We start from the raw sequence: 25627 nt of genomic DNA, 5'->3' as shown, positions 1-25627 counted from the left end.
TAACTGCGTGGGCCCCCACCATTGGGCGGGGGCCGAGAGCAAAAGGTTCTTATTCTAGAACAATGCCGTAGCTTTCTTGAAGCCATGTCTTCACAAAGTCGCTTGCCTCTTCTGGAACGACAGTCGCATCAGCCATCGCACGTTTCGCGCCTGCGCCAGTCAACTGTGGGTAAAGGCCCAGAGCTGTTTCAGAGATTTCTGCGTAATCAGGGCGGTCCTTGATGGCTGCGAAGGCTTCTGTGAAGGTCGCGATTGCGTCTTCAGAGGCGCCATTTGGCAAGAACACCATCTTTTGCGCTGGGAAACCGGCGATAAAGAAGGCTTTCCATGCGTCCCAAGTCGTGCCGCTTGTCTCACAGTTTGGGTTCGCTTCGCAGACTTCCTTAAAGCTTGGCATGTCAGGGAATGTTGGGTCGCGGACAATGTTGCCATCATCATCAAGCGCGCCAAAGCTGAACCAAGGTGTCGCTGTGCCCGCCTCTACCAATGGGGCAACACCTGACAAATAAGACGACGATGTTTGGTAGTCGATATTGGCTTCACCGCGTTCAAACATCAAACGTCCGTCACCACGGCCCTCGATGCCAAATACAGGTTCGACGTTGAGACCGAGCATTTCCCATGCCAACAATGGCACGAGATCAAGACCCGTCGCCGATTGCGCACCGTAAATGAAATCTTCATCGTTCAAAGCTGTCGGATCCGCGGCATAAGCCTCGGCAAGAGCAGGCGGAAGGTAGGCAACGCCACCAGTGCCCGATGCAAGCACAACGTTCCAGTCACTGTATTCGTAGCGCACGCGCGGATCGTCCAGCAGATACGGGAATTGTGTCGATCCAGACGAGCCGAACAGGGTTGTGCCGTCCTCATATTTTAGCCGTTGGAAATGGTTTGCGCCGGTTGTTGACCCTGCGCCTGGCATAAATGTGACCACAACCGTTGGAGTGCCCGGCAAGGCCTGGCTGAGCAATGGTGCGTAGAAAGTGGCCCAACGTGCCGAGCCGCCGGTCTCGGAAAAAGGAATAATCCATTCTACAGTCTCGCCAGATAAATCGAGACGGTGGTCATCTGCCATAGCCGCTGTTGACGATAGCGCAGCCGCGCCAATTGCGCTTGCACGCAAGAATGCTTTCAATGTCATGTTGTCCTCCCAGACAGTTTTGCTCTAGTCTTCAGAGCAGGCAATACGAATCAAGCCAGCCCTCCAAAGCCCTCTTGATATTCTGACCATCGCGCGCCAACCTTTCACCAAGCTTGCATCGCGGAAATTTGAAGAGGACAGAGTTTTGCGGATTGTCATAGTCGAAGACAATAAAAGCGTTGCCAATGGCATAGCCTATGTCCTGCGCGACGAAGGCCATGCAGTCGATTTGATTTTTGACGGCGCAGCAGCCGATGAATTCTTAAGAGACGATGGCGCTGACGTTATAATACTTGATTTCAACTTGCCTCATCTCAGCGGGATTGAAGTGCTCAAAGGTCTGCGGGCACGCGGCGATCAACGCCCAGTCCTGATGTTGACCGCACGCACAACACTTGAGGATAAACTGTCCGGTTTAAATTCTGGCGCGGACGATTATCTGGCAAAGCCTTTTGAGATGGCCGAATTGACCGCACGTTTGCAGGTTCTTATGCGGCGCGCTGTCGCAAAACCGGTTCCGACCCATTCAGTCGGCCCACTTACTTTCGATCTGGCCGCACGCCAAGTCGTCAGCACAGACGGGCCATTGGAACTGCCGCGACGTGAGGTGGCGATCTTTGAAGCCTTGATGATGGCCCAAACGCGTACGTTATCAAAACAGGCCCTACTGGATAAAATCTATGGCACGGGGGCAGAGGTCGATGAACAAGTGGTCGAAGTCTATGTCTCACGCCTGCGCAAACGGCTAAAGCCTTTTGCGATCGAAATTAAAGTCCAACGCGGGCTTGGGTATTCAATGCATTATGGTGGGGCATGATGTGGACAATGTCACTTAGGGCGCGATTGACACTGATCATACTGACGCCCTTGATGGTGATTTCGTTGGGGCTTGGTGTGCTTACCCTAAATGATGCAAACGCCCGCGCGAACGATCGCTTTGATCGCTCACTTTTGTCCATTGCTTTGGCCATTTCACGCGATACAGCCCTGTCGGGTGGCGACGCGCTTAGCCCTAAGACGCTCTCTTTACTCGGCGACACATCAGGCGGGCCGGTTTTTTATCATGTCTACGCGCCAAATGGTGCCTATGTCACAGGCTATGCGACACCGCCTGTTTTACCGAAAACACTAGATCAGAACGAACAGGCTCAAATTTATTATGATGCGATTTACCGCACGCTGCCCGTTCGGGCGCTGCGGTATGTTGATGCTATGTCGATTGAAGGGCTGAGCGGTGACTTCACCTTTACAGTTTGGCAAGATATTGCGTTACGCAACAGTTTTGTCAGGGACATAACGCAACGCACCTTTGGCATAATTGCAATCATTATCACCGCGCTGGCCCTTAGTGTGTGGTTTGGCGTGCGGGTTGGCCTGCGTCCTCTACATGATTTACAAGACGCGATTTCGCAACGCTCCTCACGCGAGTTGAACGAAATTCAACGCGCTGTTCCTGTTGAAGTCAAAGGGGTCGTACAGACATTGAACAGTCTTTTGTCAGAGCTGCGTGCCACGCTGCGCGCCAAAGACGAATTCATTTCAAACGCGGCACATCAATTGCGCAATCCCATCGCAGGGGTTCTTGCCATGTCAGAGGCCGTGCGCTCTGCCAAGACCTTATCTGATATGAAAACGCGCAGCGAAGACCTTGTCCTTGCGGCGCAAGATGCGTCCGATTTGGCAAACAGTCTTCTGGCCTTTGAGCGTGCGATTTCACCAAGAGAGATCGCAGACTTCCCTATCGTAGTGATTGACGAATTGCTCGGCGAATTAGAAAACAATGCCCAAATACGTGCGGCAGATCACGACATCACGCTTGAGTTTGATCTTGGTGCGACTGGCTGCGTCTTGCACGCAGATCCGGTTCTTCTTCAACAAGGTGTTCTCAATCTGATCGACAACGCGCTCTGTCACGGTGGGGCTAAGTTGACGAAAATCAGTTTGAAAACCCGTGCCACGCCTGCCGCTATTCAAGTGACGGTTGCAGACGATGGTATCGGCATTCCGCCTGATAAGCTGGACATCGCGACGGCACGTTTTGGTCAAGTCTCACTTTCGGGGGGCAGCGGGCTTGGCCTGCCGATTTCAATCGCCGTTGCTGAAAGCTTGGGGGGAGATTTGACGTTGAGCAATTCGCAAAATGGTCTCACAATCGTCATGACCCTGCCGACCAGCCTTGCCAGACAGGTTTAGAGGTTAAAATATCAAGCTGTTTTGTTCAACATCTTCCCAAGCTTTGTGGTTGCTGTTGTGGCGAACTATACGTTGTTCTTGTGTTTGCGCCCCAATGGTGCGGATAAAGTGTCAATTCGCTGGGGTGTTTGTGGGCTTAAAACCGATCCAACAGACCCTGAAGTTGTCGCCTATGTGGATCTGAGCAAAGCCTTCAACGCCGAGGACAAAGAGAAGCTGGAAAGCCTGCAACAAGCGCAGAAAACACGGTTCTTCGCAGGCGGGCGGGCCATTGGCGCCGGATGATTTGGAAGGCACGATCTGGGATTTTCTGAGCTACATGGACAGCAAGCTGGGCGTTAAACCTGTCGCAACAGCCGCTGAATAACCCAAGAACCGCGCGCCTGTTCACGCAGGCGCGCGGCATTTATGACAATAGCGATTTCAGGACCGTGTCGGGGTTAGTAATCACGTCTGATGCCGGTGATTTTCCCGCTTCGATCAACCGCTTGCCGATCATGTAATCACGAGGCGCGTTCATGGCATCGACGGCCAGCAAGGTCTCGCCACAATAATACCAATGCGACACCGAATGAGGCTTATCTCCGACACGCGTGACGACGGTATCATAGCCTGTATTCAACCCTGCGATTTGCAGTTTTACATCATATTGATCCGACCAAAACCACGGTTTGGCGTGATAGACAATGCCTGCACCCATGATGTTTTGCGCAATGATTTCAGCCTGATCGATGGCATTCGGCACGCTTTCAAGGCGCACACGCGTATCGCCTATCGGGAAAGACGCGCAGTCACCAGCAGCCCAAATGTGCGGGTCTGACGTCGCGCCAAAAGCGTCGGTGGATATGCCGTTTTTGATCTTCACCCCCGCGGCTTCGGCCAGTGCGGTATTGGGGCGAATGCCAATGCCCGCGATGACAAAATCCACATCCAACGTCTCGCCAGTTGAAAGTACCGCCTGCGTGACGTGATCGTCGCCGTTCAGCTGGGTCAGACCCACGCCTTCGCGAAGTGTCACGCCGTGGCTATGATGCAGCGCGCGGAAGTAATCCGAGGTCTGCGGTGCGGCCACGCGCTGCAAAATACGTTCGGCCATTTCGACCACCGTGACGTGCAGGCCGCGTTTTGCAGCCACGGCCGCGGCCTCAAGGCCGATGTATCCGCCGCCGACAATCAAGACGCGACGGTTCTCGATAAAATACGGTGCCATCGCATCGATATCGGCAAGCGTGCGCACACAGAAAACACCCTGCAAATCACCGCCAATCTGCGCGGGCAATCGGATCGGCGCAGAGCCGGTGGTCAGCACCAATTCATCATAGGCTATACCTTCGCCGCCAAGGTACACCTGTTGCGTTTTGGGATCGATACTGGTGACAGCGGCGCCCATACGCACCGTGATGTCGGCCTCATCATAGCTTGACTGAGGCCGCAAAAACAAACGTTCGCGCGACATGTCGCCAAGCAAATATGCCTTCGACAAGGGCGGGCGTTGATAGGGCAAAGCAGGTTCGTCGCCGATCAAAGTGATCGCGCCCTTGTGACCAAGGGCGCGCAGTTTAAAGGCGAAAGCACTGGCCGCTTGCCCTGCCCCAATGACAACAACATGTTTCATGGCCAAGCTCCTTTGGTTCCGCTTTTGGGCGTTTAGAATTCTACAACAGCGCGGATCGATTTGCCTTCATGCATCAAATCGAATCCGTGGTTGATTTCATCCAGTGTTAGTTTGTGGGTGATCATCGGGTCGATTTCGATTTTGCCGCCCATGTACCAATCAACGATTTTCGGCACATCTGTGCGGCCTTTGGCACCGCCAAACGCAGTCCCGCGCCAAACGCGCCCTGTGACCAATTGGAACGGGCGGGTGGAAATTTCTGCACCAGCTGCGGCCACGCCGATGACGATGCTTTCGCCCCAGCCTTTATGTGCCGCTTCAAGGGCTTGGCGCATAACGGTTGTGTTGCCTGTGGCGTCAAAGGTGTAATCCGCGCCGCCGCCTGTCAACTCGACCAGATGGGCCACAAGATCGCCCTTGACTTTGGTCGGATTTACAAAATCTGTGAGGCCGAAATAGCGGCTCATTTCTTCTTTATCGTCGTTCAAATCAACGCCAACGATTTGATCCGCGCCAGCCATGCGCAGACCTTGGATCACGTTCAAGCCGATACCGCCCAAACCGAAAACAACACAACGTGCGCCGATTTCAACCTTGGCCGTATTGATCACCGCACCGATACCCGTGGTGACACCGCAGCCGATGTAGCAAATTTTGTCAAAGGGGGCGTCTTTGCGCACTTTGGCCAATGCGATTTCTGGCACAACGGTGTGGTTCGCGAAGGTTGAGCAGCCCATGTAGTGATAGATCGGCGTGCCATCGAGCATGGAAAAACGCGTTGTGCCATCTGGCATCAGGCCCTGGCCTTGGGTGACGCGGATCGCTTGGCACAGGTTGGTTTTGCCTGACAGGCAGTATTCGCACTGGCGACATTCTGGCGTGTAGAGCGGAATCACGTGATCGCCCACTTCCAACGTGGTAACGCCCTCGCCCACTTCCAAAACAACGCCTGCGCCCTCGTGGCCAAGAATTGTCGGGAAAATGCCTTCGGGATCGGCACCAGAGCGGGTGAATTCATCGGTATGGCACAGACCCGTGGCCTTAACCTCGATCAAAACCTCGCCCGCTTTCGGGCCCTCAAGGTTCACTTCCATCACTTCAAGTGGTTGACCAGCAGCAACGGCAACGGCGGCGCGAGTTCTCATCATTGGGACGGCTCCATGATTATTATGTATGTACTTATTGTAAATTAGCACATTAAATAAGGTGTAATCTAGTTTGGTTCAAGCGACCTGTCACATAAACACAAGGACAATGCCATGCAAGTGTTGGCAGCCAAAGCGCTTATTGATGTGCCATGGAAAAACGGCGGCGGTATCACCCGTAATATCGCCAAAGGTTTGCTTGGAACGCAAGCCGTTTGGACGGTCAGCCGTGCGGATGTGGCACAAAACGGTCCGTTTTCAGATTTTGCGGGTATGAGGCGCATTTTGACGGTTGTGTCTGGCGGCGGTATGAAACTGACGGGCCCAAACCTGTCTCTTGACGCATCGTTATGGCGGCCTGTGATTTTTGATGGCGGCATCGCGATTGAATCGCACTTAACCGCCGGTCCGCTTACCGATCTGAATTTGATGTTTGATCCAACGCTGTGCGAGGGCGTCGTGACGGTGCATAAAGAGGCATCGCAGCATGCGATCCAAACGCCTGAGCATGGCATCGTGATCTTGCATGGTTTGGCGGGTGCACCCAAAATCGACGGCACAGCCTTGGGTGTCAGCGACACCGCGTTCGTAACAGCGACAAACGCGGTGGTGGATCTGGCGAGAGGCGACGCTTTGTTTGAGATTTGCCTAAGCTATATGGATCAGAGCGCGGCCATCAAACTGGCCATTGCAGATCGGTAAGCGGCGATGATCGTGTCGCGTTTTACATGTCGTCCCGATTGGACAGCATGGCGACCGGCGGACCAAACATCTGTCACAACACTGTCCTTGGCGCCAAACACCAAGCCGTCAAGCAGCTGATCTTGACGCAAGGCGCACAAGGCTGGGCCGGAACTGTCAATCGCGACAAGATCAGCGAGCCCCCCAACCAATATTTCACCCGCGCCACGCCCCAAAGCCTGCGCGCCACCTTTTGCAGCGCCCATATAAAGCGTTTCACCAACAGAGCCTTCCCCCACAACCATGACATTACGGGCAATATCCCGCAGGCGTTGAGAGTATTCCAAGGTCCGTAACTCTTCTGAAAGTGAAATCAGTACGTTTGAATCTGATCCGACCCCAAAGGCACCACCTGCGCTAAGATACTGTGGGCCATTAAATGGCCCGTCACCAAGATTGGCCTCGGTCACAGGGCAAAGACCCGCGACGGCTCCTGATTTGGCCATATTTACGGTCTCTGCTTCGGTCATATGCGTTGCGTGAATCAGGCACCAATCTGTGTTGACGTCTGCGTTGGCCAACAGCCAGTCCACGGGGCGGGCGTTCAACCAGGCTTGCACATCGGCGACCTCTTTGGGCTGTTCGGCGATGTGGATGTGAACTGGGCCATCAGGTCTGGCTGCCAAAACAGCTTTCAAATCCTCAGGCGATGTGGCGCGCAGCGAATGCGGTGCAATGCCGACGCGGCAATCTGCGGGCAGGTTTGACACGGCCACTTGCGCCTGCCCCACCAAATCGTTGAACCGATCCACGGGGTTGCCAAAACGCGCTTGCCCTGCTGCAAGCGGCACTTTGCCTGCGCCGCCGTAGGTGTATAAAACGGGTAAATGCGTCAGGCCAATGCCTGTTTCACTGGCCGCAGCCGCGATGCGTGACGACAATTCGCCCAAGTTATCATAGGGCGTGCCGTTTGGTTGGTGGTGCAAATAATGAAACTCGCCAACGCTGGCATAACCTGCTTCTTGCATTTCCAAAAACACAAATCCGGCGATGGCTTCAACGTGCTCTGGCGTCAGATGTGACGTGAACCGATACATCAAATCGCGCCATGTCCAAAAGCTGTCTTTGCCCGCCATGCGGTACTCGGTCATGCCTGACATCGCGCGTTGAAAGCTGTGACTGTGCAGGTTTCCAAGCGCGGGCAGTAGCGTATCAACGATGGTATCACCCTGCACCGGCGACTGGTTTTCTGCCACTGACGTGATCTTGCCATCGGCGAGGATCACGCGCACATTTGTGGCCCATCCGGATGAAAGCTTAGCTTGTTTTGCAAAAATCATTTGGCGGTCCTCAATTTTTATGTATAGACATAAAGCACACTTACACATACTAGAAAAGTACAAATTCAACTGTGGCGGAGCCAAAATGACCCAAGATACTCAGGTTTTTGTGAATTTAAACCTTACGACGATGGGCGAATCGGATGCGGCTTATGGCTGGATCGAAGATGGCGCCATCGTGGTGACGGAGAGTATGATCGACTGGCTTGGCCCTGTGGATGATCTGCCAAACACTTATAAAAACCTGCCGAGCACCGATCTTGGGGGGCGCGTTGTGACCCCCGGCCTGATCGATTGTCACACACATGTTGTTCATGGCGGTGACCGCGCGGTTGAGTTTGAGATGCGTCTGAATGGGGCCAGCTACGAAGAGGTCGCACGCGCAGGCGGTGGTATTATTTCGACCGTGAAAGCCACACGAGCTGCGTCAGACCAAGAGCTTCTCGCATCCGCGCTGCGCCGTGTAGACGCGTTTATTGCGGAAGGCGTGACCACCATAGAGGTGAAGTCGGGCTATGGTTTGGATGTCGAGACAGAGCTGCGGATGCTGCGTGTCGCGCGCGCCATTGCAGACCACCGCCCTATTCGCGTGAAAACCACATTCCTTGGCGCCCATGCGACCCCTGCCGAATTTGCAGGCCGCGATGACGCTTATATCGACCAGATTTGCATCCCCACATTGCGCGCCGCTCATGCTGAAGGTTTGGTTGATGCGGTGGACGGATTTTGCGAAGGCATCGCCTTTCAACCCGCACAGATCGCCCGCGTTTTCAATGTTGCACAGCAACTCGGCCTGCCGGTCAAGCTGCACGCAGAGCAGTTGTCCAATATCGGTGGCGCGAAACTCGCGGCGCAACTTGGCGCGCTGTCCGCAGATCATATCGAATATTTGGATGAGGAGGGCGTCAAAGCGATGGCGCAAGCAGGCACTGTTGCGGTGATCTTGCCCGGCGCGTTCTACACCCTGCGCGAAACCCAAGCGCCGCCCATTGATTTGTTGCGCAAACACGGCGTGCCGATGGCTTTGGCGACGGACCTTAACCCAGGGACTGCGCCGATCAATTCGCTGCTTTTGACCCTAAACATGGGCTGTACTCTTTTCCGTATGACACCTGAAGAAGCCCTGCGCGGGGCGACCCAAAATGCGGCACGCGCGCTCGGCCTAACAGATGTCGGCACATTGGCTGTTGGCATGAGGGCTGACATGGCCGTTTGGGACATTAAACACCCAGCCGAACTGGCGTATCGCATCGGCTTTAATCCACTTCATTCGCGCATTTTTGGAGGCACATCGTGACCACATTAACCCTCACCCCTGGCGCTGTTACGTTAGACGATCTTGCGACCATTTATTGGGATGAGGCCTCTGTGCGTCTCGACCCTATGTGTCATCCTGACATCGAGCGTGCCCATGCGCGGATCTCAAAAGCCGTGGCTGGAACGGATGCCGTTTACGGTGTGAACACGGGCTTTGGTAAATTGGCCTCGGTCAAGATTGAATCCAAAGACACCACGACGCTGCAACGCAATTTGATTTTGTCGCATTGCTGTGGTGTTGGCCCTGCGATTTCGCGCCGTCATGCGCGTTTGTTGATGGCGCTTAAATTGCTCAGCTTGGGCCGTGGTGCATCGGGTGTGCGGCTTGAGGTTGTGACTTTGATTGAAGGCATGCTTGCCAAAGGCATAACGCCTGTGATCCCCGCGCAGGGGTCTGTGGGGGCCTCTGGCGATTTGGCGCCTTTGGCCCATATGGCCGCCGCAATGATGGGGCATGGCGAGGCAGAATTTGACGGCCAAGTGATGTCGGGCGACAAAGCCCTGAAAGCTGCTGGCCTGACGCCTGTTGTGCTTGGCCCCAAAGAAGGTCTCGCGTTGATCAACGGCACGCAGTTCTCGACCGCTTTCGCGCTTGCTGGATTGTTTGGTGCTTGGCGTGCTGCCCATTCTGCATTGGTCACATCGGCCTTGTCCACGGATGCCATCATGGGGTCCACCGCGCCGCTGCAACCTGAAATTCACACCCTACGCGGCCACCTTGGACAGATTCAAGCGGGCGAAACCATGCGGGCGCTTTTGGACGGATCGGATATTCGCGAAAGTCATGTGGTCGATGATGCGCGGGTCCAAGACCCTTACTGCATCCGCTGCCAGCCGCAGGTCACAGGCGCGGCTATGGATGTGTTGCGCATGGCCGCGCGCACGCTTGAGATTGAGGCCAACGCCGCCACAGACAATCCACTGGTGTTGATTGAGGCTGATGTCATCGTGTCGGGGGGCAATTTCCATGCCGAACCTGTTGGCTTTGCTGCTGATATGATCGCCTTGGCGATTGCCGAGATTGGCGCGATTGCGCAACGTCGTGTGGCTTTGATCGTTGATCCTGTGCTCAGCTTTAATTTGCCACCCTTCTTGACGCCCAATCCGGGACTGAACAGTGGCTATATGATCGCCGAAGTTACCACTGCGGCGCTGATGAGTGAAAACAAACATCTGGCAAACCCTTGTGTGACAGACAGCACGCCGACCTCAGCCAACCAAGAAGATCACGTGTCCATGGCGGCCCACGGGGCGCGTCGTTTGGGGGCGATGAATGAAAACCTTGCGCGTATTTTGGGTGTTGAGCTGCTTTGCGCGGCCCAAGGCATCGAATTTCGCGCGCCTTTGGCGACCAGCGCCGCCTTGCAAAAGGTCGTGACACGCGTGCGCCAAGAGGTCGAAACCATGGGCGAAGATCGCTACCTCGCCCCTGATCTGGAACGCGCGGCCGTAATGATCACCTCTGGTGACATCGTCACAGCGGCAGGTATCGTAATGCCGGAGTTGAGCCTATGACTCCTGTAGAGATCACCCAAGATGACAGCCCAATCGTTTTGGGCTTGCCACATACAGGGACCTTTGTTCCCGATGATGTTTTAGCTGACCTAAACAATCGCGGGCGTGGGCTGGATGATACCGACTGGCACATTCATCAGCTTTATGACGGTGTTTTAGATGGTGCGACAACCGTGCGCGCGACCTTCCACCGTTATGTTGTGGATGCCAATCGCGACCCTTCTGGTGTCTCGCTTTACCCTGGTCAAAACACCACGGGGCTTGTGCCCTTGACCGATTTTGACGGTCATGACATTTGGACCATTGTCCCAACAGAGGCCGCGATTGAAGTACGTCGTCAGATCTATCACGCGGCTTATCATGCCGCGTTGCAAGCTGAGTTGAATCGCGTGCGCGACATTCATGGCATCGCGATTTTGTATGATTGCCACTCGATCCGTTCAAACATTCCGTTTTTGTTTGAGGGCACATTGCCAGATTTCAACATCGGTACAAACCTCGGCGCGACATGTGCACCTGAAATCGAAGCCCTCACACAAGAGGTGTGCGGGGCTGCCGCTGGCTATACCTCGATCACAAATGGTCGTTTCAAGGGCGGCTGGACCACACGTCATTATGGCCGTCCAGCAGAGGGGTTCCACACCATCCAAATGGAGTTGGCGCAAAGCACGTATCTGAGGGATGAATCTGCCCCTTGGACCTATGACGCCGATAAATCCGAACGCCTGCGCGTTCATCTTTCTTCTATTTTGACACAATTGGCTGCATTGGCCCCGACTTTGAAAGGCACATCATGAGCGATCCGCGCAAGAACACCCGTGATATTTATCCCGCAACAGGCACAGAACTTTCTGCCAAGAGCTGGCTCACTGAAGCGCCTTTGCGGATGTTGATGAACAACCTGCACCCTGATGTGGCGGAAAACCCACATGAATTGGTGGTTTATGGTGGTATTGGCCGCGCCGCGCGCACGTGGAAAGACTATGATTTGATCGTTGCTGCCTTGCGTGATCTGGAAGAAGATCAAACCTTGATGGTGCAATCGGGCAAGCCAGTTGGCGTGTTCCAAACCCATAAAGACGCACCACGCGTTTTGATCGCGAACTCCAACCTTGTGCCGCATTGGGCGACATGGGATCACTTCAACGAGCTCGATAAAAAAGGTCTGGCGATGTATGGCCAGATGACCGCTGGATCTTGGATCTACATCGGCAGCCAAGGCATCGTGCAAGGCACTTATGAAACGTTTGTCGAGGCAGGTCGCCAGCATTACAACGGTGATTTGACGGGCAAATGGGTTTTGACCGGTGGTCTGGGCGGCATGGGCGGCGCGCAACCTTTGGCGGCTGTAATGGCGGGGGCTTGCTGTTTGGCGGTTGAATGCAATACCGAGAGCATCGATTTCCGTCTGCGTACAAAATATGTGGACGAAAAAGCGTCATCGCTTGACGAAGCCTTGTCGATGATTGATCGCTGGACGAAAGCGGGTGAGGCGAAATCTGTTGGACTCTTGGGCAACGCCGCCGACGTCTTTGCCGAAATCGCGGCCCGCGGCATTCGCCCTGATATGGTGACCGACCAAACCTCTGCCCATGATCCGATCAATGGTTATCTGCCCCAAGGCTGGACCATGGCGGAGTGGAAAGAAAAGCGCGAAAGCGACCCTAAAGCGGTGGAAACAGCGGCACGTGCCTCGATGAAAGTGCATGTTCAAGCGATGCTCGATTTGCAGAAAATGGGCGTTCCGACCTTTGATTACGGCAATAACATCCGTCAGGTGGCCTTGGACGAAGGGTTGAAAGACGCCTTTGACTTCCCTGGTTTTGTGCCAGCTTACATCCGTCCGCTGTTCTGTCGCGGCATCGGTCCGTTCCGTTGGGCGGCTTTGTCTGGAGATCCTGAGGACATTTATAAAACAGACGCCAAGGTGAAAGAAATTTTGGCCGAAGACAAACATCTGCACAATTGGCTGGATATGGCGCGCGAGCGGATTGCCTTTCAAGGTCTGCCAGCACGTATTTGCTGGGTCGGTTTGGGTGTGCGTCACAAGCTGGGTCTCGCGTTTAATGAGATGGTGCGCAACGGCGAATTGTCCGCGCCCATCGTAATCGGCCGCGACCATTTGGATTCAGGGTCTGTTGCCTCGCCAAACCGCGAAACAGAAAGCATGAAAGACGGCTCTGACGCAGTCTCTGACTGGCCGCTGTTGAACGCTTTGCTGAACACGGCTTCAGGCGCGACATGGGTGTCATTGCATCACGGCGGCGGGGTCGGCATGGGCTTTTCCCAGCACTCTGGCATGGTGATCTGTTGTGATGGATCTGAAGACGCAGATCACCGCATCGCACGTGTGTTATGGAACGATCCGGCCACAGGCGTGATGCGTCACGCAGACGCTGGCTATGACATTGCACTGGATTGCGCCCGTGAAAATGGTCTGAATCTACCTGGAATTTTATAAGAACAAACCGCCGTAACCTTGGGGTTGCGGCGGTTCATTGATCTACGGTTTTTGAGGTCAAAAGCGCGTGGTCAATCGATGGCCAGGGCGATAGGAAAACCGCACATAGGTGACCGCATCGTTTTTCCACCATGTCGAACGTTCGATAGTGAACAAGGGATCGCCAACAGAACAAGCCAAATATTCTGACAGCTTTTCATCTGCCAATCCGGCCGAAAAATTGATTTCGGCCTCAGAGAAAGGAATTGTTGAGATCAACCATTCGCTTGGGCCGTTTTCGGTAAAATCCGCAGTTTCGGCTGTTGGTAGGGCGCTCAGATTGATCCAACGATCTTCATGTTCGTAAGGAGTGCCATCGGCGTAATGCATACAGACCAGATGCAAGACCATGCCGTCATCAGGCAATCTAAGCCGTGCGCGCAACCAATCGGGCGCAACCCGAACGCTGCGACGGGCCAAAGAATACCGATAGGATGCGCCTTTGTCTTCGATCTCGTCACGTATAACCGGAATATCAAAACGAGCTTGGCGGATCGGAGACATACGTACGCGTGTACCAGCCTTGCGGCGGCGTTCGATAATGCCATCGTCCGACAGTTCGCGCATCGCACGATTAACTGTCGCACGGGCACATTTATACGTCTCGGCAAGGTCTACCTCGTTCGGCACCAAATCACCGGGGGCCCAATCACCTTTGATGATCTTTGCTAAAATATCAGACTTGACCTCTTTGTACGTGACTTTCATGAATGACCAATTCTTATGCTTTGTGTCTACTAATACAGCGCACGCCTTTGCGCGCAACAGCAACTCACGCCAAGCACAACCTGTCCACGTTGACCAAAAAGAAAATCTAAACGGTCATGTAGCTAGACTGACTTGACCCTGCCGTCTGTTCGCCTCATTTTCCTATTAATCTAGACATAATGCAATATCTCCAGACAAAAGTGATGAATATGAACTCAATTCAGTCCATCATCCTCAAACCGCCGCTTAAGCCGAAAACAACTTGGCAATACCGTCAACACGCATCCACCCTACGCCAATCTTTCAAGCGTGGTGCGGATATGCGGCAGGCGGTCCAAAGTTGCATCAAGGCGTGCACACCATTTGGGGCCTATGTCGCGGGCCTCTTGATAGGCTTCCCACAGCTCGTCTGGGCGATCTTCGGCCAAGACATTGATCAAGAAACTGGCTTGTAAACGGTCCTTTTCGGCCTTTAAGCTATCATCCCCTTTGCGTCGCCGATCTGCCACGATCAGCTTGTGTATCGCAAAGCGTTCAGGCCGTGGGATTTGCACCAAAACACCGCTGCGATACACGACAACAGCTTTGATGGGATCGGCAATAAGATAATTTAGATGATGCAAAGACTGCGCATCTACCCCCAGCGCAGCCAAAGGCCGAATGCCTTCATCCTCTTGAAAAGACGGGGTTAAAAATTCGACCATCAGATCATTACGCGTTTGCCGCCAGCGCCAGATTTTGTTGCCCTTCAGGCTGGGGACCGGCGCAAATGAAAACTCTCCCAAAACCTGCTGCAATGGGGGGGCCACTACGTCGTCCAGCGCCAATGACAGTTGTTCAAAGCTGGCGATATCGATGTCGCCGGTTTGGGCCATCTCATCAAAGCGGTACTGAACTCCCAAGACCCCTTCATACAATCGAAACGCATGGGTTCCGACAACTGTCCCGCCCAATCGAAACACGCCCGCGCTCGCCAATGCGGACAGTAAACTGCCCGTGGCCGCGTCGACACCTTGAAACCCTTCAGCACGCAAAATGCGGATCAGTCGTGTGCGTTGTTTCCGCTGGTCATCGCTGTCTTGACGCAACGACTTCAAACGATTCAAACGATCTAACAACTCTGGTGTTTCTTCCCCGATATAGGTTTTACGCACATCGGTGCCGATACGATAACTGTCATACCAATAGGTTTTATGATTTCGAACAACCCGTGTTGGTGTGCCGCGCATGCTGGATATGGATGCGTCTAACAACGATCTTTGAAGATCGTGGTAAGCCGCATGTGCCGTTGTCGAATGTCGATTTATCATCGCGAGACCCATGTTCAACAAAAATATACTTTGTTGAACATATATCCATGTTCAACAAAAAGCAAATGTGTTGAACACAGCCCTACACCACGGCGTTTGTGTCTAAGCGTTTAGACAATGCTGCGCAGGCATATCGTCTGACCCAAAATGGGCAGCGCTATATCAGGCGTAAAGCATACGCGGATTTTAAATGTCCTTTACAAAAATGGTACGCGGGAACGCGTCAACGAGTTCAGCGATGGACGAAATTCCGATAAACGGCGCACTGCGCAAAGATGGCACCAACCCAATCGGGCCGCGCAATCGGTCAAGCTGTGCGGGGTCAACTCCCATCGCTTTGAGCGTCTCCAAACGGATCGCATGGGTTTTACGACTGCCCAAACTGCCGATAAACCGCGCGTCGGTTTTGACAGCTGCGGCCAGCAACATAGGTTCCCAATCGTGATCATGAAACAGGGTCAAAAACCCGCAATAAGAATCCATCTTTAAGTCTGGTACTGCACTTGGACTGGTCAGCAAGATCGCCTCAACGCTTGGCACATCGGCCAAGGCCTCTAGGTCCTCTGCCTCTGGTGAATACAGTGCCACCTCAAATCCCGCTGTTGCTGCAACCTGCGCCGTGGCCCGAAACACAGCCCCCCGCCCCGCCAAACACAGACGCGGCTTGGGCGTGTATTCAAAGCAAATAGGCTCTGGTCTATCTGGCACAGCAAAGCACAGCGTGCTGGCCGTTCTGTTTTGCAAATCACGATAGGCCCGCTCAATCGCATCCATGTCGGGCGATGGATCTAACAACAGCTCCAAGGCACCGCCACAGGGCAATTTCAGATCAAAGGACGACGAGCCTTCGCCATATCGCATAACTCGTGCGTGATCACTTCCGACCATTTGCATCGCACGCAGTTGGATGTCGCGATCGATGCAGCCATTGGACATATAGCCAAACATTTCACCGTTTGGATCAACCACAGCGATCGACCCAAGTTCGCGCGCGGCCCCCCCTTTGATATCAATGGAGGTGACCAGCACGAAACCTTTGTCAGACGCATGCAGCCGAACCGCATGCGCCATGACATCGGCGGCGTGTTCCACATAGGTGATCCGCTCAGGCTGCATGTTCTTGCGATACAATCTCTGCGAAAGATTTAAAGAACTTAGCCGCCAGTTTTTTGGCCGTGCTTTGGATCAAACGGCTGCCAAGCTGTGCAAGTTTTCCGCCGATTTCAGCCTTGGCATTATACACTAGGATCGTCTCGTCGCCATCCGCTGTCAACGTCACATCAGCGCCGCCTTTAGCGTGGCCCGCCGTGCCGCCATTGCCTTGACCTGTTAATGAAAACGCCTCGGGTGCACCCGCCGTATCCAGCGTCACGTTGCCACCAAATTTTGCTTTCACAGGGCCGACCTTTAGCACAACTTTGGCTTCCAGCTCCGTGTCTGAATGCTTGATCAGCTCTTCACATCCAGGGATGCACTGCTTTAGCACTTCTGGGTCGTTCAATGCGGCGTAGACCACATGCATTGGGGCGGCGATTCTAATTTCGTCGGCAAGTTCCATTGTTTTTCCTTTTATTAACAGCAGGGGAATTTCATGCGGGCCAAAGCATCGGCCTGCGCAGGTGTGAGGGTCAATCGTGCCTTGATCCATTTAGTGAGAGATTTCATGGGGGTCTCCTTGATGATGGGCATAGATTTCGGGCGTATCGATATCGGTGTAAAACCCCGCAGCGCTCAGGCTTTGCCGTTGCACAAATTCGGAGTTCATCTGGATAAATCGCTTACAGCCCGGCTGCGCGCGATTTTCCAAAAGTCTCGGGCGTAAACCGTTGGGCAACACAACGGGATTGCCGCGCTTGTCGCCATCAACGGGAATGGAAATTTTATGCGGGTCACTGGCGAAATGCAGGTCAAGCAACGCACGCAGGTCAGCAGGCTCAAGCAAAGGTTGATCGCCCAACCCAATCAAGGTCACGTCCGCATCTGACGGCTGGCGCAAACCCGCAGCAACAGTGGTGTTTTGTCCCTGTTCAAACGCAGGATTATGACACCAATGCAGCGGTAAATCGTTCAAGGCCTCTTGCACGCGACCCGCTTCAAACCCTGTCACAACGGTGACTTGCGCGATATTTGTATCCAAATAAGTTTGCACCACTTTGCGGATGATTGGCACGCCGCCCCAATCCAAAAGCAACTTGTTTTGCGCGCCCATGCGACGCGACAAACCGCCCGCCAAAATGATCGCATCGACGTTATTCATCGCGCGCACCATTTTGATTTATACCTTTGTCTGCGCGGCGCAATTGCGTGAGTTCTGCCATAACAGAGAGCGCAATTTCTTCTGGCGTCACAGCGCCGATATCAAGACCCGCGGGCGAGGAAATTTTGGCAATCCGCGCTTCAGACAGGCCAGCGGCCTTGAGCTTTTCAGCCAGCACCGCGAACTTTTTACCACTGCCAACAAAGGCCACGTGATCTGCCTCAGATTGCACCGCAGCTATCAATGCGTCCAAGTCGCCTTGGCCTTGGGTGGCCACAACAATGGCGCGAAAGCGCGGCGTGATTGGCAGCGCATCCGCCTCACGGCTGACCGACCAATGCAGTTGTGGCGCCAAGCGCGCAAGCGCATCGGCAATCGGCAAATCGCCGTATAAAACCAACTCAGGCATCGGCAAGATCGGCTCAATAAAGATATCTATCGTGCCTCGCGACGGACAGCCATTGCGCGCGTAAGTCACACCAGCAGTGACAGCGCCAGAAGCCACGCCGAGGTCTTTCAACGCCTCATCAGGGGCCACGGAAATCAACTGCGGTCTGCCGCTTTCAATCGCTTTAAGCGCTGCCCGTTTCACAGCACCTCGGATACATCCACCGCCTAAAAACCCCTGCACGATGGCGCCATCAGAACCAATCAAGGCTTTTGCGCCGGGCTTGGCCGCTGTGGTGCCCACTGTGCGCACGATGGTGGCAAAGGCAAAGGGTTCTTCCTTTGCCCGCAGATCATGCGCGGCAGTGGTAAGCTCAGTTGAAAGAATTTCTGTAAAACTCATAATCGAACAAGCTCCTTTTCCAAAGCGGCCAAATCAGACAAAGTATTGGCCGCGCTAAACAAATCGATATGCGGCAAGGCGGCGGCCATACCAGCGGCCATGGGTTCGTAATCTTTCCAACCTTTCAGCGGGTTCAGCCAAATGATCCGACAGCCGCGTTTGCTAAGTTTGCTCAGCGCCGCATCGATATGGTCTGGCCCTGTGGTGTCGAATCCATCAGAAAAAATGATCACCACCGAGCGCCCATCAACAAAGCGGCGTGCATAGGTGTCTGAGAACCGCCCAAGACATGCGCCGATTTTGGACCCACCGCCAAAGCCATCCGCCATAAGCGACATACGCCCAACGGCACGCATTGGGTCTTTGTCACGCAAGGCTTCGGTGATCCGAACCAACCGCGTGTGAAACACATAGGCGTCAGAGTCCGCATCAGCGCGCATCAGCCCCGCAAGAAAGGCCAAAAACACCTGCGCATAGACACTCATCGAGCCAGAGACATCACAAATCGCGACGATTTTGGAACTGCGATCAGGGCGTTTTTTGCGGTAAAGATGCAAAGGTTCCCCCCCCGTCGATAGTGACCGCCGAATGATTTTGCGAAAATGCAAACGGTCGCCTTTGCGCGCAGCAATCCGGCGGCGCGAGCGACGATCCCGCAGGGCTGCGCCAAGACGACGTGCAACCTCTTCAGCGTCTTTCACTTCTTCAGGGCGCACCAAGTCACGCAGATCGCGGCGCGCGAGGTTGCGCATCTCAACAGCAATCAATTTGCCTTCACCGTCACTTGTCGACTCGCCCTCGCCGCCATCTGGACGGGTCGCATCGCCCGTCCCAGAGCTGTCTTCGCCTTTGGCATCACGCGAGGAATGCATATCGTCCGTGGGCTTGGCCGGATTGGGCGTCGAGATCACCTTTTGGCGCACGCGGCCCATGTCCATCCAGTAAGAATTAAACAGGTCATCAAACCGCTCGGCGTCCTCTTTGCAGCTGGCACACACCGCCTTGAGCGCAGCACGCGCTTGCGCGGGAGTGATGTCGTCCAAACATGCCAAAGCGGCGAGCGCCGTTTGGGTTTCCCTCACCCCAAGGCGCAGACCGTTGTCGCGCATATGGGCGATGAAACCGCCCATACGTGCGGCGGGGCCTGGATCGCGACCTGCAAATTTGGTGATCCGGCTCATGCGGCTTTGCCTGCAATGCGCTGTGCCACATCTTGCGTAATATTTGCGCGGTCACTTTGGGTTTTCAGCAACGTGGTCAATGTTGCGTGCAGGGCTTTGGGATCGTGTGATAGATCGGCGATGCCAAGCCCCATCAGGGCTGCGGCAAAATCAAGCATCTCGGCAATACCCGGTGTTTTTTCAAGCTCTTGTTCGCGCAGCTTTTGCACAAAACCAACGATTTGATCGGCCAAGCGCGCCTCGACATCAGCACAGCGGGTCTGCAAAATCGCCAATTCTGTATCGCGATCCGGGTATTCAACATAAGCATACAAACACCGGCGGCGCAGAGCGTCCGACAGATCGCGCGTGCCGTTCGAGGTCAAAATCACAATCGGTTTTGTGGTCGCGGTTATGGTGCCAAGCTCGGGCACAGTGATCTGGTTTTCCGCCAACATTTCCAGCAAAAAGGCTTCGAATTCTTCATCCGCGCGGTCGATCTCATCGATCAACAGCACAGGGGGCGTGTCTTGGGTGATGGCCTGCAACAGCGGGCGTTCTAACAGGTAGTCGCGCGAAAAAATGCGCTGTTCGATCTCTTGCCCGCTCTCTGTCCCCGATGCGCTGCCAGCACGGATCGCAAGCAGTTGTCGTTGATAATTCCACTCGTAAATCGCTTGTGCGGCGTCCAAGCCTTCATAACATTGCAGACGGATCAGTTTGGTGTCACGCGCCGCCGCGATCACACGCGCCACTTCGGTTTTGCCAACGCCCGCAGCGCCTTCAAGCAGCATCGGCCGCTCAAGCGACAAAGCCAAATGAAGCGCCACAGCCAGATCGTCTGAGGCAATATAATTTTGATCTGCCAGAGCAGTTTGAAGCGAAGTCCAAGTCATGGGTCTGTCCTTGTTCGGGCGGGCCGAAGCCCACCCTACTTTTGGTTTACGCGTGCAAGTGGCTTAATCGTGCAAGCCAAGGGCGTTGGCCGTTTTCCAAATGCGCCAGTGATCGTGTGGCATATTGGTGTGGGTCAGACCAAAGGCGCGGAAGGCATCGTTGACCGCGTTTGAGAAACACGGAACACCGCCCACGTGCGGGCTTTCACCAACACCTTTTGCACCGATCGGGTGATGCGGGCTTGGGGTGACGGTAAAATCGGTTTCATAGTTTGGAACTTCCCATGCTGTGGGCAGGAAGAAGTCCATCAATGTACCGGTTTTCACGTTGCCTTGTTTGTCGTAGGCAATTTCCTGCCCCAAAGCCACAGCCAGCGCCTCAGTCAAACCGCCATGGATTTGACCATCGATGATCATCGGATTGATGCGTGTGCCACAGTCATCAAGCGCGTAAAAGCGCCGAATGTCTGTCACACCTGTATCAACATCGACATCCATCACGCAGACATATGCGCCGAAAGGATAGGTCATGTTGGGCGGATCATAATAGCTGACCGCTTCCAAGCCGGGTTCCAAACCTGGAATGGCTTGGTTATAGGCGGCGTAAGCGATTTCCTTCATGGTTTTGAACTTTTCAGGCGCGCCTTTGACTGTGAAACGATCCACATCAAATTCGACATCACTGTCGTGCACTTCCAAAAGGTAAGCCGCGATCATCTGCGCTTTTGCGCGGATTTTACGACCTGCAAGGGCTGTGGCCGCCCCCGCCACAGGGGTCGAGCGTGACCCATATGTGCCAAGACCATAAGGCGCCGTATCTGTATCGCCTTCTTCGATGGTGATACTATCCGCAGGCAGGCCGATTTCCGTGGCAAGAATTTGCGCGAATGTTGTCGCGTGACCTTGGCCTTGCGAAATCGTACCAAGACGCGCAATCGCAGAGCCCGTCGGGTGAATACGGATTTCACAGCTGTCGAACATGCCCATCCCAAGGATGTCACAGTTTTTCACAGGACCAGCGCCAACGATCTCGGTAAAGAACGACAGACCAACGCCCATAAGTTTGCGGGTTTTGCCAGCTTTGAAGTCTTCCACACGCTGGGCTTGTTCGGCCCGCAACCCATCATAATCGACGGCTTTCAGCGCCTTGTCCCATGCTGTGTGGTAATCCCCAGAATCGTATTCCCAGCCCAAGGCGGCCTTGTACGGGAACTGATCTTTGCGGATAAAGTTGATCCGACGCAGTTCAGCTGAATCCATGTTCAACTTGATGGCCAGAACTTCGATCATCCGCTCGATAAAGTAGACAGCTTCGGTCACACGGAACGAACAGCGATATGACACACCGCCCGGCGCTTTGTTGGTGTAAACCCCATCAACCCCAAGGTAAGCCACAGGAATATCGTAGGACCCTGTACAGATGTTCATAAATCCAGCAGGGAATTTGGTCGGATCGGCACAGGCATCAAAGGCACCGTGGTCGGCTGTCACATGACAATGCAGACCGGTGATTTTGCCGTCCTTAGTGGCCGAGATTTTACCCTTCATCCAGTAGTCGCGCGCAAAGGCGGTGGACATCAGGTTTTCCATACGGTCTTCGACCCATTTAACAGGCTTGCCCGTCACGATGGAGGCGACGATGGAACAGATATACCCCGGATAAACGCCAACTTTGTTGCCAAAACCACCCCCGATATCAGGCGAGACAACGCGGATGTTATGCTCTTCGATACCAGACAACATAGACGCAACTGTGCGCACAACATGCGGCGCTTGGAAGGTGCCCCATAGGGTCAGCTTGCCGTTGATTTTGTCCATAGACGCAACAGACCCACAGGTCTCAAGCGGACAAGGGTGCGTGCGGTGATAATACATGGATTCTTCTGCCACGACTTCTGCGTCATCCATGACTTGGTTCGTCGCAGGCTCATCGCCCACTTCCCATGTAAAAATATGGTTGTGGTGTTTGCGTGGGCCATGCGCGCCGGGCACATTCGTGTCCAGATCTTCGCGCAGAACCACGTCAGATTGCAGCGCTTCATAAGGATCAGTGATGACAGGAAGTTCTTCATATTGCACATCGAGCATTTCAACTGCGTCGGCGGCAACATAGCGATCTTTGGCAACGATAAAGGCCACTTCTTGACCTTGGAACAGCACTTTACCGTCTGCCAAAACCATCTGTTTGTCGCCCGCAAGCGTGGGCATCCAATGCAAGCCAAGTGGCGCCAAATCTTCGGCCGTTAGAACGGCAACAACGCCGTCGATGGCCAAAGCGGCCTCTTTGTTGATCGATGTGATCCGTGCGTGTGCGTAGGGAGAGCGCACAAAATCGCCAAACAGCATGCCGGGCAATTTGATGTCATCGACATAGTTGCCTTTGCCTTGGGTGAAGCGCGCATCTTCAACACGTTTGCGTTTACAGCCCATGCCGCCCAAAGCATCGACGCGATCTTCGCGGGTGATATCGTCCTTCATTCTGCCGCCTCCTTAGCTGCGTTCAACTCGTCCGCCGTGGCGAGGATCGCTTTCACGATGTTTTGGTACCCCGTGCAGCGACACAAGTTGCCCGCCATACCAAAGCGCACGTCTTCTTCAGTCGGATTTGGGTTTTCTTCCAAAAACTTGGCGGCGCGGGTGATCATACCGGGGGTACAAAACCCACATTGCAGCCCGTGATGTTCTTTGAACGACGTTTGTAATGCGTGCAGATTGTCTGGATCGCCGATGCCCTCGATTGTGGTCAGATCGGCCCCATTGGCTTGTGCGACGAAAACCGTACAAGATTTCACAGACTTGCCATTCATCGTCACGGTGCAGGCACCGCAATGTGTTGTTTCACAACCGATATGTGGCCCCGTAATGTCCAGCCGCTCGCGCAATGTGTGGATCAACAGCTCGCGTGGCTCGGCAAGAAATTCGTGCGCTTCGCCATTCACAGTCAGCTTGATGTGCATTTTATTTGACATAATGTTCTCCCTTTACGCCCGTGACCACGCCCGTGCGATCGCACGGCGCAAGATCAAAGATGCCACATGGCGTTTGAATTCGATCGGCCCACGGTTGTCTTCAGTCGGGTCAATATCGCCGAGCATCGCCGCAACGGCGGCGTCCATCGCCGCATCATCCACAACCGTGCCAACCAAAGCCGCGCCGGCCTCTTGCGAATAAATCGGCGTGTCACTGAGGTTTGTCATCGCGATTGAGGCAGACGTGCATTTGCCGCCCTCTTTCACGATTTGCACCGCAGCAGCAGCCGTCGCGTAATCACCGATTTTGCGCTTTTGTTTCTCATAAGCGTAGCCGCCTACCGGCTGGTCAAAAGACACTGCGGTTAAAACTTCGTCGTCTTCGCGGTCAGTCATGTAAGCCGCTTCATAAAAATCACGCGCAGCAACATAGCGAGTGCCATCAGGTCCGATCAAATGAAAGGTCGCATCAAGACATTGCATCAACCCCGGCATGTCATTGCCCGGATCGCCATTGGCAACATTACCGCCAATCGTCCCCATGTAGCGCACTTGTGGATCAGCAATTTGCAAAGAGGCTTCGCGCAAAATAGGCGCCGCCGCAGTCAAAGTATCGCTGCCGATGATTTCGGTTTGTGTGGTCATCGCGCCAAGGCGGATTGTGCCGCCTTCGACTGTAATTCCTTTTAGTCCGCCGACATCTTGCAAATCAATAAGATGCGGCACCTCTGCCATGCGCAACTTCATCATTGGGATCAAGCTATGCCCGCCCGCAAGAACACGAGCATCATCCCCATGCTCGGCCAGGATGGCTAAAACACCGTCCATATCTGTCGGGCGATAGTATTCAAACGCCGCTGGAATCATCGCTTTTCCTCCCTAAGCTTAATTTCTGGCTAGGGAGAGGCTGCACACCAATGCATGCAGACGCTTTTCAAAACGCTTAAATTCCGCGCATTTTGCACGAAATGCGCCTCTCAGCGCACGAGTTGCGCCGCCGCGTCGTTGAAGGCGGCCTCGGCATCTTTCAATTGCGATCGGCTAACGGGCACAGGCGGCATTTTGTCCTCGGCAAAAAAGCACTGGCCTTTATCTTTGCTCCGCTCAAACCGCGTGACCTTGGACGGGTTCACCAGATAGCTGCGATGCACTTTGATAAATCCTGCAGGCACCAACCGTTTGGTCGCTTCAGTGATCGGCCAGACGCAAAAATAGCGCGCGCTGGCCGTGTAGACTTGGCAGTAATGCCCATCCGCACGCACAAAATTGATGTCACTAGGGGCGACAAAAACCTTACCGCCATCGCGCTCGCATGGAATGCGCCGCAAGGCGGCTTGGCGTTCACTATCAGCCTGCGCGCTTGCGGCCCGTGCAGTGTCCGCTGATGTGTTCTGGCTTGGATCAATTGCCGTTTCCGTCGGAATCAAAATCGTTGATCCCACCCACAAAAACGCTCCCAAAATTACAAAGCTCGACAAGATCACGCCAATTGCCATGGTCTCATTGCTGATCAAAGGTCCAAACTCGCGGATCGAGGGCAAAGCGATGAAATTGGTCTCGGACATCGCAATGAAATGCACTGAAAACACCGCCAGCCCAAAACACAGCGTTCCGATCAAAATCGTCCGATTGGACCGCTGCCGATACGCCACGCTAAACGCGACGATGCACAGACCGATTGCCAACACGGACGAACTTAGCACCCCGTAAACCGTATACACGGGCCGACACAACTGCATCCCCGCCATGCCAACATAATGCATCGCCAAAATGCCAGCGCCGACAAGAGCGCCTGCAAACATGATGCTCAACTTGGTACGCGGGGTGAAATGCAGGATCACCAAAGCCAGCGCTACGATCAAAATCGCCATCAAAGCCGAAACCAAAGTCAGCGCCGCGTCATAATAAAACAAAATCGGCATGCTCAAACCCAGCATCGCAATGAAGTGCATCGACCAGATGCCACCCCCGAAGGCAATCGACGCCAATGCCACCGCAAGTTTGCGCTGCGCAACTGATTTGCGCGACAAGTCTTTGGTCAAAGACAAGCCCGCTGCACCACCGAATAAGGCCACGACAAATGAAATCGC

The 25627-nt window shown here is 54.2% G+C and carries 24 protein-coding genes; 8 read left to right on the top strand and 16 right to left on the bottom strand.

Going from position 1 to position 25627, the window contains the following annotated elements; translation table 11 throughout:
* Nucleotides 1–49: 49 nt before the first annotated feature.
* On the bottom strand, nt 50–1141 hold the full coding sequence (locus tag KO497_RS02170) for a tricarboxylate transporter (protein WP_215942326.1): 1092 nt from the start codon (nt 1139–1141) through the stop codon (nt 50–52).
* 145 nt (nt 1142–1286) lie between these two features.
* Here KO497_RS02170 and KO497_RS02165 point away from each other — a divergent pair, with 145 nt between their 5' ends.
* Genes KO497_RS02165 through KO497_RS02155 form a run of 3 tightly spaced genes read left to right on the top strand, consistent with a single transcriptional unit; the run spans nt 1287 to nt 3619 of the window.
* A complete protein-coding gene (locus KO497_RS02165) occupies nt 1287–1958 on the top strand; it encodes a response regulator transcription factor (protein ID WP_215942325.1) in 672 nt (223 codons plus the stop codon).
* A 26-nt stretch (nt 1959–1984) separates the two neighbouring features.
* The gene (locus KO497_RS02160) at nt 1985–3334 is read left to right on the top strand and encodes a sensor histidine kinase (protein ID WP_215942324.1); all 1350 of its coding nucleotides are present in this window, start codon (nt 1985–1987) and stop codon (nt 3332–3334) included.
* A 21-nt stretch (nt 3335–3355) separates the two neighbouring features.
* Nucleotides 3356–3619: an SRPBCC family protein gene (locus KO497_RS02155; protein WP_354668075.1), complete on the top strand. Its 264-nt coding sequence runs from the start codon at nt 3356–3358 to the stop codon at nt 3617–3619.
* 121 nt (nt 3620–3740) lie between these two features.
* Here the strand turns inward: KO497_RS02155 and KO497_RS02150 are convergent, their stop codons facing one another.
* A complete protein-coding gene (locus KO497_RS02150; protein WP_215942322.1) occupies nt 3741–4949 on the bottom strand; it encodes an NAD(P)/FAD-dependent oxidoreductase in 1209 nt (402 codons plus the stop codon).
* Nucleotides 4950–4981: 32 nt separating this feature from the next.
* Nucleotides 4982–6094, bottom strand: a complete 1113-nt coding sequence (locus tag KO497_RS02145; RefSeq protein ID WP_215942378.1) for an S-(hydroxymethyl)glutathione dehydrogenase/class III alcohol dehydrogenase — start codon at nt 6092–6094, stop codon at nt 4982–4984.
* A 114-nt stretch (nt 6095–6208) separates the two neighbouring features.
* Here KO497_RS02145 and KO497_RS02140 point away from each other — a divergent pair, with 114 nt between their 5' ends.
* Nucleotides 6209–6796 carry a HutD/Ves family protein gene (locus tag KO497_RS02140; protein WP_215942321.1) on the top strand — a complete coding sequence of 196 codons (588 nt, stop codon included), beginning with the start codon at nt 6209–6211 and terminating at the stop codon, nt 6794–6796.
* Here the strand turns inward: KO497_RS02140 and KO497_RS02135 are convergent.
* Nucleotides 6757–8115, bottom strand: a complete 1359-nt coding sequence (locus KO497_RS02135) for a formimidoylglutamate deiminase (RefSeq protein ID WP_215942320.1) — start codon at nt 8113–8115, stop codon at nt 6757–6759. The genes KO497_RS02140 and KO497_RS02135 overlap by 40 nt on opposite strands.
* Nucleotides 8116–8200: 85 nt before the next feature.
* Here KO497_RS02135 and hutI point away from each other — a divergent pair, with 85 nt between their 5' ends.
* Genes hutI through hutU form a run of 4 tightly spaced genes read left to right on the top strand, consistent with a single transcriptional unit; the run spans nt 8201 to nt 13408 of the window.
* Nucleotides 8201–9412, top strand: coding sequence for an imidazolonepropionase (gene hutI / locus KO497_RS02130; protein WP_215942319.1), 1212 nt, complete (start codon nt 8201–8203; stop codon nt 9410–9412).
* A complete protein-coding gene (hutH, locus tag KO497_RS02125) occupies nt 9409–10947 on the top strand; it encodes a histidine ammonia-lyase (RefSeq protein ID WP_215942318.1) in 1539 nt (512 codons plus the stop codon). The genes hutI and hutH overlap by 4 nt, the downstream gene beginning before the upstream one ends.
* The gene (gene hutG, locus KO497_RS02120; protein ID WP_215942317.1) at nt 10944–11744 is read left to right on the top strand and encodes an N-formylglutamate deformylase; all 801 of its coding nucleotides are present in this window, start codon (nt 10944–10946) and stop codon (nt 11742–11744) included. The genes hutH and hutG overlap by 4 nt, the downstream gene beginning before the upstream one ends.
* Nucleotides 11741–13408, top strand: coding sequence for a urocanate hydratase (gene hutU, locus KO497_RS02115; RefSeq protein ID WP_215942316.1), 1668 nt, complete (start codon nt 11741–11743; stop codon nt 13406–13408). The genes hutG and hutU overlap by 4 nt, the downstream gene beginning before the upstream one ends.
* Nucleotides 13409–13465: 57 nt before the next feature.
* On the opposite strand, the gene KO497_RS02110 is transcribed toward hutU, so the two are convergent.
* The 12 genes from KO497_RS02110 to KO497_RS02055 all read right to left on the bottom strand — a co-directional run.
* Nucleotides 13466–14155, bottom strand: a complete 690-nt coding sequence (locus tag KO497_RS02110; RefSeq protein WP_215942315.1) for a GntR family transcriptional regulator — start codon at nt 14153–14155, stop codon at nt 13466–13468.
* Between the two features lie 290 nt (nt 14156–14445).
* Nucleotides 14446–15465, bottom strand: coding sequence for a nucleotidyltransferase family protein (locus KO497_RS02105; protein WP_215942314.1), 1020 nt, complete (start codon nt 15463–15465; stop codon nt 14446–14448).
* 186 nt (nt 15466–15651) lie between these two features.
* Complete coding sequence (locus KO497_RS02100) at nt 15652–16581, bottom strand: XdhC family protein (protein ID WP_215942313.1); 930 nt, start codon at nt 16579–16581, stop codon at nt 15652–15654.
* Nucleotides 16571–17023: a CoxG family protein gene (locus KO497_RS02095; RefSeq protein ID WP_215942312.1), complete on the bottom strand. Its 453-nt coding sequence runs from the start codon at nt 17021–17023 to the stop codon at nt 16571–16573. The genes KO497_RS02100 and KO497_RS02095 overlap by 11 nt, the downstream gene beginning before the upstream one ends.
* 90 nt (nt 17024–17113) lie before the next feature.
* Nucleotides 17114–17722, bottom strand: a complete 609-nt coding sequence (locus KO497_RS02090) for a nucleotidyltransferase family protein (RefSeq protein ID WP_215942311.1) — start codon at nt 17720–17722, stop codon at nt 17114–17116.
* Nucleotides 17715–18512, bottom strand: coding sequence for an XdhC family protein (locus KO497_RS02085; RefSeq protein ID WP_215942310.1), 798 nt, complete (start codon nt 18510–18512; stop codon nt 17715–17717). The genes KO497_RS02090 and KO497_RS02085 overlap by 8 nt, the downstream gene beginning before the upstream one ends.
* Nucleotides 18509–19693 (bottom strand): vWA domain-containing protein, encoded by a 1185-nt coding sequence (locus KO497_RS02080; RefSeq protein WP_215942309.1) that lies wholly within the window; start codon nt 19691–19693, stop codon nt 18509–18511. The genes KO497_RS02085 and KO497_RS02080 overlap by 4 nt, the downstream gene beginning before the upstream one ends.
* On the bottom strand, nt 19690–20568 hold the full coding sequence (locus KO497_RS02075) for an AAA family ATPase (RefSeq protein ID WP_215942308.1): 879 nt from the start codon (nt 20566–20568) through the stop codon (nt 19690–19692). The genes KO497_RS02080 and KO497_RS02075 overlap by 4 nt, the downstream gene beginning before the upstream one ends.
* Nucleotides 20569–20631: 63 nt before the next feature.
* Nucleotides 20632–23046 (bottom strand): aerobic carbon-monoxide dehydrogenase large subunit, encoded by a 2415-nt coding sequence (locus KO497_RS02070; RefSeq protein ID WP_215942307.1) that lies wholly within the window; start codon nt 23044–23046, stop codon nt 20632–20634.
* Nucleotides 23043–23537 carry a (2Fe-2S)-binding protein gene (locus KO497_RS02065; RefSeq protein WP_215942306.1) on the bottom strand — a complete coding sequence of 165 codons (495 nt, stop codon included), beginning with the start codon at nt 23535–23537 and terminating at the stop codon, nt 23043–23045. Before KO497_RS02065 ends, KO497_RS02070 begins: the two co-directional genes overlap by 4 nt.
* Before the next feature lie 12 nt (nt 23538–23549).
* The gene (locus KO497_RS02060) at nt 23550–24404 is read right to left on the bottom strand and encodes an FAD binding domain-containing protein (RefSeq protein ID WP_215942305.1); all 855 of its coding nucleotides are present in this window, start codon (nt 24402–24404) and stop codon (nt 23550–23552) included.
* Between the two features lie 110 nt (nt 24405–24514).
* Nucleotides 24515–25627 (bottom strand): MHYT domain-containing protein (locus tag KO497_RS02055; protein ID WP_215942304.1); only part of this gene is annotated, 1113 nt, incomplete at its 5' end.

The organism is Pacificibacter marinus (assembly GCF_018860665.1).
GTDB classification, from domain to species: Bacteria; Pseudomonadota; Alphaproteobacteria; order Rhodobacterales; family Rhodobacteraceae; genus Celeribacter; species Celeribacter marinus_A.
This window is presented reverse-complemented; position numbering and strand designations above follow the sequence as displayed.